Source organism: Natronococcus occultus SP4 (assembly GCF_000328685.1).
GTDB classification, from domain to species: domain Archaea; phylum Halobacteriota; class Halobacteria; order Halobacteriales; family Natrialbaceae; genus Natronococcus; species Natronococcus occultus.
Genome location: NC_019974.1, coordinates 925,472 through 934,220 on the forward strand (window position 1 = coordinate 925,472; position 8,749 = coordinate 934,220).

An 8,749-nucleotide genomic window follows, 5' to 3' on the forward strand; every position below is an offset into this window, starting at 1 on the left:
ATCGCTATCGGCGCGGCCGGCGTAAGGGGTTCGATTTCGGCACCGACGCGATCGACGATAGTCGTTTGCGTTTGCGTTTGCGCTTTTGGAAGCGACTCGCCTCTTGCTTTCGCAGGGCCAACGGTTAGACGCACGTTCGTGGTACCACGGGTAGATGGTACAACTCGGATACACGCTCTCGAGCGAGGAACACGAGCCGAACGAACTCGTTTCCATCGCACAGCGGGCGGAAGCAGCCGGCTTCGATTTCCTCTCGATCTCGGATCACTTCCACCCGTGGGTGCCGGCCCAGGGTGAGTCCCCGTTCGTCTGGTCGACGCTGGGCGGGATCGCGACCGCGACGGACGACATCGAGGTCGGGGTCGGCGTCACCTGTCCGACGACCCGGATCCATCCGCTCAACGTCGCTCACGCGGTCGCGACCGTCGACGAGATGTTCGGCGACCGGTTCACGTTCGGGGTCGGCACGGGCGAGAACCTGAACGAACACGTCACCGGCGAGCGCTGGCCCGAACACGACGTCCGTCTGGAGAAGCTCGACGAGGCAATGGACGTGATGGAACAGCTCTGGACCGGCGAGACGACGAGCCACCACGGGAAACACTACACGGTCGAGAACGCCCGCCTCTACACCTGCCCCGACGAGCAGCCGACGACGATCGGGAGCGCGTTCGGCCCCCAGACAGCCCGGTGGGTCGCGGACAACGCCGACGGGCTCTGGTGTTCCGGACCGAAGGAGGAGCCGGTGGAGGCCTACGAGGACGCCGGCGGCGACGGGCCGAAGTACACCCAACTGCACGGCTGTTACGCCGACACCGAGGACGAGGCCGTCGAGACGATCTACGAGTACTGGCCGAACGGCTCGGTTCCGGGCGAGCTCGGCCAGGAGCTCCCGATGCCGGCCCACTTCGAACAGGCCGCCCAGATGGTCGAGAAGGAGGATATCGCCGAGTCGGGGACGACGACCAGCCCGGACCCGCAAGACCACATCGACAGCATCGAGCAGGCGATCGACGCGGGCTACGACCACGTTCACTACCACCAGGTCGGCCCCGACCAGGAGTCGGCGATCGAACTCTACGAGGAGGAAGTGCTGCCGTCGTTCTGAGGAGCGTTCGAGGTGTCCGACCGTCGGGTCGCCGACCGACGTTCCGTCCCGCTGCTCGCTTCACTTCCGATCCTTTGGGTCGGGTGACGACAGCTATTTTGCGTACACGTACGTACACAGTTTTGGGATGGGAACGAAAACGATCTCGCTCGCCGACGACGCCTACGAACGACTCAAAGCCGAAAAGAGGGAGGGAGAGAGCTTCAGTGACGTCGTACGCCGACTGACCGATGGCGTCACTCTCGAGGAGTACTACGGTGCGCTGAGTGACGAGACGGCGGACGAACTCGAGGAAATCATTACCGACCGACGAGCGGAGCGGACGAAAGACCGCCGCGCTCGTGTCGAGCGAATCGCGGACGCCTTCGAATGATACTCGACACGTCGTTTCTCATCGACGTACTTCGGGGAAACGAGGAGGTGGAAACGACCGTCCAACGGATCGATTCGGCCGGCTCTGCGCACGTGAGTACGGTGACCGTAATGGAACTCTGGGAGGGTATTCACCGCTCGAGCGCGTCCGAGCGCGAGCAAACGGCGGTCGAAAACCTGCTCACCGACGTCCGCGAACTCCCGTTCGATCGCGACTGTGCGATGACCGCCGGCGAACTGAACGCGACGCTAAGCCGAGCAGGAACACCGATCGAGGATCCCGACGTAATGATCGCTGCGACCGCGCTCGTTCACGACGTTCCCATCGTGACGAACAACGTCGATCATTTCGATCGGATCGACGAGCTCGATATCTTGACCTACTAGATCGAACTTTCGCAGCCCAATCCGTTTTACCGCTCCAGTGAAATCCTCGAGCATGGAGTACACGACGCTCGGTAACACGGGCACGACCGTCTCGCAGCTGTGTTTCGGTACCTGGCGGTTCGGCCGCTCGACGGGCGACCTCGAGAACGAGACCGACCACGAGGAGGCCCGCGAGCTGCTCGATGCGGCCTGGGACCACGGCATCAACTTCATCGACACCGCGAACGTCTACGGGGATCCCAACGGCACCAGCGAGCAGTGGATCGGCGAGTGGCTCGCCGACCGCGATATCGACCGCGAGGACGTCGTCCTCGCCTCGAAGGTCTACTTCCCGTTCGACGGTCGGGGCGAGCCGGGGCCGAACGACTCCGGGCTCGGCCGCAAACACATCCGCGCCCAGATCGAGGGAACCCTCGAGCGGCTCGGCACCGACTACCTCGATTGTTACTACATCCACCGCTGGGACGAGGACACCCCGATCGAGGAGACGATGGCGGTGCTGACGGAGCTCGTCCGCGAGGGAAAGGTCCACTACCTGGGCGCCTCGACGATGGCCGCCTGGCAGCTGACGAAGGCGCTGTGGACGAGCGACGCCGAGGACCTCGCGCGGTTCGACGTCACCCAGCCGATGGTCAACGCCACACATTACGACGCCGTCGGCGACTACCTCGACGTCTGTGCCGACCAGGAGCTTGCGGTCTGTCCGTACTCGCCGCTGGCTGGCGGGTTCCTGACGGGCAAGTACGAGCGCACCGACGACGGCGGCGTCGAGGCGCCCGACGGCTCGCGGGGCGCCCTCGACGACATGTTCGAGGACCTGTACGCGACCGACCGCGCCTGGGACGTCCTCGAGGCCGTCGAGGACGTCGCCGACGAGCTCGACGCCTCCCCTGCGCAGGTGTCGCTGCGCTGGCTCGTGGAGCAGGACCGCTTTACCTGCGTCCCGATCGTCGGCGCGCGCTCGCCTGATCAGCTCGCGGAGAACGTCGGCGCGGTCGAACTCGAGCTCAGCGACGAGCAGTTCGAACGGATCGACGCGGCACGGACGGCCACTAAGGACTAACCTCCTCAAACCGGAGTCGTAGGCCTTCGCGCTGCATCCGTGGAAACGAGCACGAGCGTTCAAACGAAGCGAAAGACACTCGCGAGCAACACGACGAGGAGCAAGACGGGGACGACCCTGAGCGCAACGTTTCGAAGCGGGAGTAGCCGCGCCTTGTTCGACCAGTTGACGAACGAGCTTCCGATCTGAACGGGGCCCAAGATATCGCGCCGCCGCAGGGGTTGAGACGCCGCGACCGCGTCCTCGAGCCACTCGTAAAACGGCCGGAGATCCGGGTGATCGATGCTCGATCGCGTCAGCTCGACGTTGAGTTCGATATTGTACTCGAAGGCGACCTGCGTGATGTTTCCGGAGCCGACGATACACGTCGGGTTCGGGCCGTCGCGCAGGTAGAGCTTCGCGTGAAGTCCCTTCGGCTGTTTGTACAGCTGTACCTGATCGTGGTCGTCGAACGACCAGAGATCGTGAGCGATCCGGGCCGAGAACTGGTCCGACGCGGGACCGACGATCGCGATCAGCTCGTTGTCTCTGGAGCGCTCGAGAAACGAAACGATGTCATCGCGAATCGAGAGATATCCCTGATAGGTGAAGTAGCCGCTGACCAGATAGATCGTCCCGTTGCCGGTAAACAGCTCGGAGAGAGCGTCCTGAAACCGTCGGTCGGAGGAGTCGGTCGCTAGAATGCCGACACTCGATTCGGCTTCGATCATACCACTAGTGGTATTTTTACTTCCGATACTATTGAAATATCGGTATCGTTTCAGCTCCCCGGGAAGCGGTTAGCCGGTCGTCTCGAGGACGATCGGTCGGTGATCGGACAGCTGTACGTCGAGGACGTCACACCGCTTGACGTCGATCGACGGTGAACAGCAGAACAAATCGAGGCTGCGCGAGTCGACGAACAGGTCGTCGAGCGGCCGCGACGGAACGGTTTCGCCGGGAACGCGAAGCTCGAGTCCTGTCTGGTCGGTGAAGTCGGCCAGCGCACCGTTCTCAGCGAAGGTGTTGAAATCACCGGTAACGACGACGTCTCGGTCGTCGGTTCGGCGCGCGATTAGCTCCGAGAGCTGGTCGAGCTGGCGGGCTCTGCTTCGCGCGCCGAGCGAGAGATGAACCGCGAACAGGACGGTGTCGCCGAGGTCAGCCTCGATGACAAGCCGTTTTCGCCCGGTGGCGAGGTAGTGTGTCGACACCGCCGAATCGAACCGCGAGAGGACCGCGTTGCCGAGGTGACTGTAAAACGGCAGCGACTCCACGATCGTTCCCTCGCCGTACTTGTTCGCAGCGGCGCCCTCGTAGGAGAGATTCCGCTCGCGAAGTGACTCAACGAGCGTCCGAAACTGGCTGTCCGTAGCCGTCCGGTGAGAGCCCCGATCGACCTCGAGCAGCGAAACCACGTCGGGTCGCTCGCGGTCGATGATCGACACGAGTTGCTCGAGCTTCCGGCGTTCGATTTCGGTATCACCGAGCAGCGAGGTTATCGGCGGCGGGACGTACCCCCCGAGAACGTTCTGGTATCCAAGCAGGTAGCCAGCGTTACAAGTGAGGATCTTCATGCGAGACGAACTGGCCGAGAGCCAGATATCGCGCATTAGCACTGGACCGATATGAGCGTTTCACCGCTTTTCGCTCGGCGCGAACCGTCTCGGGACTACACCGTGACAGTGACAGTTCGGCTCAGTCGGCGTCTTCGACCATCGCGACGATCTCGTCGGCGTCGAGCGGATCCTCGACCTCCTCGTCGTTGACGAACACCGTCGGCGTACGGTCGATCCCGCGATCGTCAGCAGCCTCCCACTCGGCCGCCAGCGTCGGGTAGTAGGTCCCCTCCTCGAGGGCGTCCGCGACGATCGATGGATCGACGTCGGTCTCCGCCTCGGCGATGGCGACCAGCTCCTCGTCACCTGGCGTCCCCGCGTCCATCGCGAGCCCCTTGTAATCGAAGAACTGCCCGCTCGGCTCGTCGTCGGTTCCCGTCGCCGCCTGGACCGCGCGGGCGGCGTTTGCCATCGGAACCGAGCGCTCCTCGTCGGCCGGGAGCGGGAAGTCGTGGTGGCGGTAGGTCGCCGTCTCGTCGTCGAGGACGCGAGCCTCGAGCTCGGGGAAGACCGTTGCCTGGAACTCCTGGCAGCTGGGACAGGCGAGGTCTTCGTAGACGTCGATACTGACGTCGTTCGAACCGATCGTCGGCGTCGACAGCTGGTCGGGGTCGGGATCGACGCCGTCGAGCTCGTCGGGGAGCGACGCGCCGAACAGCGCCGTACACCCCGCGAGCGCGACCGAGCCGGTCGCGGCAGTGAACGTGAGAAACGAACGGCGGTTCATTCGCCCGAACGTAGGTAGTCGGCCCTGTTATCGGTGACGTTTCGACTCGCTCAGAACAGCGGCGTCGTCACCACGAGCGCGTCGACGAGGATCGCGACCAGCACCGCCCCGAGGAACGCGTTCGAGGCGTGGAAGGAGCGAAACGCCGCGTCCTCGGTCTGCTCGAAATGAAGCTGGACGGCGGTCCACAGGAAGATCCCGCCGAAGACGACGACCGTCGCCGCGTAGAGTGCGCCAAGCCCGGTGATCCAGGCCAGCGCCACGGTTCCGGCGAGCGTCGCCGCGATGTAGTAGACGATGTGTTTCCGGGTCTCGGTCTCGCCGCGGACGACGGGCATCATCGGGAACCCGCCGCGGGCGTAGTCGTCCTTGTACGCGAGCGCGAGGTTGTAGAAGTGCGCCGGCGTCCAGAGGAAGATGACACCCGCAAGCGCGAGCGCTGGAAGGCCGATCTCGTTGGTGACTGCGGCCCAGCCGATCAGTGCGGGCAGCGCGCCTGCGGCACCGCCGATGACTGTGTTCTGAACGGTGTTAGGCTTGAGCAACAGCGTGTAGACGACGCTGTAGAAGACGATCGCGGCCAGCCCGAGCGCGGCCGCCAGCGTGTTGATCGTCAGGAAGACGGCCATCGACGCCGCCGAGAGGAAAAACCCGAACAGCAAGGCGTTGCGAACCGGAACCAGCTCGGTCGCCAGCGGCCGATCCGCGGTGCGGGACATCTTCTGGTCGACGTCCCGCTCGAGGACGTGGTTGAACGTTCCCGAGGCGCCGATCGCGAGGACGCCACCGCCGAGCGTGGCGACGATCGTCGCGGCGTCGAGCGCGGGGCCGGCGGCCAGGGCCATCCCCGCCGCGGCGACGAGACAGAGCAGCCACATCAGCCGCGGCTTCATCATCTTGAAGTACGCGAACGCGGTCAGACGGGCGCGGGCGAGGCGGCTCTCGGGCAGCGTTCGGCCGCCCTCGGGGGTCGGCTCGGGATCGATCGGGTCGGGCGACTCGATGGCGTCGTCCTCGCTGCCGGTCGCGAGCTCGAGGTCCCAGGCCAGCGCGAGGACGATCGCCGTGAAGATCACGACGCCCAGCGCGAGGTGGAGGCCGGGAACGATCGCGGCCGGACCCAGCGTCGCGGTCGCGGCGCCGACCCCAACCTGGACGACGTAGAGGACGGCGCCGACGAGCAGGGCTGCCGTAACCCGGCCCGAGGCGGTTCCGAGCAGGGCGGCGACCGTGGACGCCGCCACGAGCAGGCCGACGACGACGGCGGCAATCCGGTGACCCCAGGCGATCGCCAGGTCGGTCTGGCTCAGGGGATCGACCGGCGCGTGACAGAACGGCCACGTCGAACACGACGTGGCTGCGTTCGTGATCGAGGTCGTGGCACCGATGATCAACAGCAGATAGACGCCGAGCGCGGTCGCTGCAAGCAGTGCTGAGAAGCGACGCCGCGTTCGAATCGGACGGGGGAACGAGTCGGTTGCCACGGCTACTCTCGTCTACACCGTTCGACTCGGCGTATTTAGGGTTCCCGCTTTTCCCGCCCGCGATCCCCGCTCCCCGGAACGTGCGATCGGGGAACCGAACATCTCCAGTCGGCGCCGCGTCGAAGCCCCCGACGTCACATTCCCATATCGGCGGCCGCATCGGGAATCGGAAGCTTGTGCGGCGAGACCCCCAGCAGCTCGCCGACGTGATCGAGCGCCATGTCGAACCCGTAGTAGCGCTCGAGTTCGTCACCGTCCGGCGTCGGTCGCACCTTCAACATCGCGTACCCCTCGAGGTTCTGGGCGACGGTCGCGGTGCCCCCGGCACCGTCGGTCCGTTCGAACGAGAGGCGTCGCTCCCCGTCGGTTTCCTCGTAGCTGGCGGCGATCCCGTCGGCTTCGGCGGTTCGGTCCTCGTCGGTCATACCCGTTGCTCGAAGGCCGACCACCGGGAAGCTGTCGGTTTCGGCGACACCGACACCCCTTTGCCCGCACTCCCGCGAAAGTGAACCGTGGCAGCCGCGACGTCGGAGGGAGTCACACCGGACGAGGACGCCGTCGAAGAGCCGATCGAGACGGTCCGGCTCACGCGGTCGGTCGCCGCCGGGCTGGTCCTCGTCTCGGTCGTCGGCTTTTTCGCGTCGGTCTACGCGTTCGGCGCCGTCCTCGCCGCGAGTTATGGAACCAGTCTCGAGCCGATCGTCCTCTCGGCAGACGCGCTCTCGAGCGGGCGGCTCCTGCTTGGCGCCGTCGGACTGGGGCTGCTCTCGGTCGTCGCCCACGAGCTCCTCCACGGGCTGTTCATGGCCCGCTACGGCGACGCGCCGTCCTACGGCGTCGGCGTCTCCCTGATCTTTCCCTACGCCTACGCCCGCGGCGACGCGAGCTACGGGCGCAACCAGCTGCTTGCCGTGCTGCTGGCACCCCTCGCGATCGGGACCGCCGGGGGCATCGTCGCGATGGCGATCTTCCCCTCTCCGGTCTGGATCGTTCCGCTGGCGGTCAACGCCGCCGGCTCGGTCGGCGACCTCTGGATGGCGCTCGCGCTCTGGCGGCACCCCGCGGACGTTCGGATCGGCGAACATCCGCGGCCGAACGCCCGCGGGTTCGGTATCTACGCTCCCGACTCCGAATCCGATCCCAACGACACCGTCGAGAATCGGCGACGACCCCTGGCCGACTTCCTCTCACGGACGCTCGCGGGAACCGCCGTCGTCGCAGTCGCGCTCGCGGCGCTCCTGAGCGGGCTGGTCTTTCGCTCGCTCGCGGTCGGCACTGGAACCGTCGTCGTCGACGTCGGCCCGTGGACCCTGCTTCGCCACGAACTCCACACCGGCGTCGTCGTTCTCGAGATCGGGGCCGGCCCCCTCACGGTCCTCGCGGTCGGGGGCGGGCTCGTCTGGGCGCTGGTCGGAACCGTCTGGGACGTCCTCGGGAAACCGTAACGCTCGAACGGATCCAGGTCGACGCTCCGGTATGAGCAAGTGGCTTCGGAGCGGTCGCCGTCGGGATATCTGTTTCCTGCTTGCGGCCGAGGACGAACTGCGCGGCCAGCGGCTCAAGTCCCGGCTCGAGTCCCACTACGACGATCGGCTCGAGCCGAAGTCGTTCTACGGCTCCCTGTCGGCGCTGGTCGACGCCGGGCTCGTCGAGAAGCGGACGGAAGGTCTCCACGACGTCTACGCGCTGACCGAGGCGGGCAAGAAGCGGGTCCGCGACCACGGCGAGTGGGTGCGGGAGTGTCTCGAAGGGACCCCCGAAAAAGACATGTAATATCGGCTGAATGTGCCGTTATGACCGACCGACGACTGCACCGAAAGCTGAACGCGATCGTCCTGCTGCTGGTCCTCCTGACGGGCGCTGTGTTCGGTATCGCTACTGTGTTCGCTCCGGCAGCGCTGCTTGCTGCGGGTCTGGGTACCGTGATGATCGGCGCGATACTGATCCCCTACGCAATGAGTTCTCCCGACGGGAACGCGGAGGCCGAACCGAGCGCCGAGTAGCGCTTTT

At 65.6% G+C, this 8,749-nt stretch carries 12 protein-coding genes; 7 read left to right on the plus strand and 5 right to left on the minus strand.

Features of this window, described 5'->3' with window-relative positions:
- Positions 1-154: 154 nt before the first annotated feature.
- The 4 genes from NATOC_RS04615 (at position 155) to NATOC_RS04630 (ending at position 2,930) form a co-directional block, all read left to right on the plus strand.
- Positions 155-1,108 (plus strand): TIGR03557 family F420-dependent LLM class oxidoreductase, encoded by a 954-nt coding sequence (locus tag NATOC_RS04615; protein WP_015320260.1) that lies wholly within the window; start codon positions 155-157, stop codon positions 1,106-1,108.
- Positions 1,109-1,235: 127 nt separating this feature from the next.
- Positions 1,236-1,481, plus strand: coding sequence for an antitoxin VapB family protein (locus NATOC_RS04620; RefSeq protein WP_015320261.1), 246 nt, complete (start codon positions 1,236-1,238; stop codon positions 1,479-1,481).
- Positions 1,478-1,867 carry a type II toxin-antitoxin system VapC family toxin gene (locus NATOC_RS04625; protein WP_015320262.1) on the plus strand — a complete coding sequence of 130 codons (390 nt, stop codon included), beginning with the start codon at positions 1,478-1,480 and terminating at the stop codon, positions 1,865-1,867. The genes NATOC_RS04620 and NATOC_RS04625 overlap by 4 nt, the downstream gene beginning before the upstream one ends.
- Before the next feature lie 52 nt (positions 1,868-1,919).
- Positions 1,920-2,930: an aldo/keto reductase gene (locus NATOC_RS04630; RefSeq protein WP_015320263.1), complete on the plus strand. Its 1,011-nt coding sequence runs from the start codon at positions 1,920-1,922 to the stop codon at positions 2,928-2,930.
- A gap of 59 nt (positions 2,931-2,989) precedes the next feature.
- Here NATOC_RS04630 and NATOC_RS04635 read toward each other — a convergent pair whose 3' ends face one another.
- The 5 genes from NATOC_RS04635 to NATOC_RS04655 form a co-directional block, all read right to left on the minus strand.
- Complete coding sequence (locus NATOC_RS04635) at positions 2,990-3,640, minus strand: phospholipase D family protein (protein ID WP_015320264.1); 651 nt, start codon at positions 3,638-3,640, stop codon at positions 2,990-2,992.
- Between the two features lie 69 nt (positions 3,641-3,709).
- Positions 3,710-4,486 carry an endonuclease/exonuclease/phosphatase family protein gene (locus NATOC_RS04640; protein ID WP_015320265.1) on the minus strand — a complete coding sequence of 259 codons (777 nt, stop codon included), beginning with the start codon at positions 4,484-4,486 and terminating at the stop codon, positions 3,710-3,712.
- A 121-nt stretch (positions 4,487-4,607) separates the two neighbouring features.
- Positions 4,608-5,255 carry a thioredoxin domain-containing protein gene (locus NATOC_RS04645; protein WP_015320266.1) on the minus strand — a complete coding sequence of 216 codons (648 nt, stop codon included), beginning with the start codon at positions 5,253-5,255 and terminating at the stop codon, positions 4,608-4,610.
- 50 nt (positions 5,256-5,305) lie between these two features.
- A complete protein-coding gene (locus tag NATOC_RS04650; RefSeq protein ID WP_015320267.1) occupies positions 5,306-6,739 on the minus strand; it encodes a heme o synthase in 1,434 nt (477 codons plus the stop codon).
- Positions 6,740-6,873: 134 nt separating this feature from the next.
- The gene (locus NATOC_RS04655; RefSeq protein ID WP_015320268.1) at positions 6,874-7,164 is read right to left on the minus strand and encodes a DUF7111 family protein; all 291 of its coding nucleotides are present in this window, start codon (positions 7,162-7,164) and stop codon (positions 6,874-6,876) included.
- 87 nt (positions 7,165-7,251) lie between these two features.
- On the opposite strand from NATOC_RS04655, the gene NATOC_RS04660 reads away from it, so the two are divergent.
- Genes NATOC_RS04660 through NATOC_RS04670 form a run of 3 tightly spaced genes read left to right on the plus strand, consistent with a single transcriptional unit; the run spans position 7,252 to position 8,742 of the window.
- Complete coding sequence (locus tag NATOC_RS04660) at positions 7,252-8,184, plus strand: DUF3267 domain-containing protein (protein WP_015320269.1); 933 nt, start codon at positions 7,252-7,254, stop codon at positions 8,182-8,184.
- A gap of 31 nt (positions 8,185-8,215) precedes the next feature.
- Positions 8,216-8,512, plus strand: coding sequence for a PadR family transcriptional regulator (locus NATOC_RS04665; RefSeq protein ID WP_015320270.1), 297 nt, complete (start codon positions 8,216-8,218; stop codon positions 8,510-8,512).
- Between the two features lie 20 nt (positions 8,513-8,532).
- Positions 8,533-8,742, plus strand: a complete 210-nt coding sequence (locus NATOC_RS04670; RefSeq protein ID WP_015320271.1) for a hypothetical protein — start codon at positions 8,533-8,535, stop codon at positions 8,740-8,742.
- Positions 8,743-8,749: the final 7 nt, after the last annotated feature.

Excerpts from the sequence above, each read along its gene's own strand:
- NATOC_RS04625 (WP_015320262.1), top strand. The coding sequence starts at position 1,478 with ATGATACTCGACACGTCGTTTCTCATCGACGTACTTCGGGGAAACGAG.
- NATOC_RS04630 (WP_015320263.1), top strand. The coding sequence starts at position 1,920 with ATGGAGTACACGACGCTCGGTAACACGGGCACGACCGTCTCGCAGCTG.
- NATOC_RS04670 (WP_015320271.1), top strand. The coding sequence starts at position 8,533 with ATGACCGACCGACGACTGCACCGAAAGCTGAACGCGATCGTCCTGCTG.
- NATOC_RS04620 (WP_015320261.1), top strand. The coding sequence starts at position 1,236 with ATGGGAACGAAAACGATCTCGCTCGCCGACGACGCCTACGAACGACTC.
- NATOC_RS04665 (WP_015320270.1), top strand. The coding sequence starts at position 8,216 with ATGAGCAAGTGGCTTCGGAGCGGTCGCCGTCGGGATATCTGTTTCCTG.
- NATOC_RS04640 (WP_015320265.1), bottom strand. The coding sequence starts at position 4,486 with ATGAAGATCCTCACTTGTAACGCTGGCTACCTGCTTGGATACCAGAAC.
- NATOC_RS04635 (WP_015320264.1), bottom strand. The coding sequence starts at position 3,640 with ATGATCGAAGCCGAATCGAGTGTCGGCATTCTAGCGACCGACTCCTCC.
- NATOC_RS04645 (WP_015320266.1), bottom strand. The coding sequence starts at position 5,255 with ATGAACCGCCGTTCGTTTCTCACGTTCACTGCCGCGACCGGCTCGGTC.
- NATOC_RS04615 (WP_015320260.1), top strand. The coding sequence starts at position 155 with ATGGTACAACTCGGATACACGCTCTCGAGCGAGGAACACGAGCCGAAC.
- NATOC_RS04655 (WP_015320268.1), bottom strand. The coding sequence starts at position 7,164 with ATGACCGACGAGGACCGAACCGCCGAAGCCGACGGGATCGCCGCCAGC.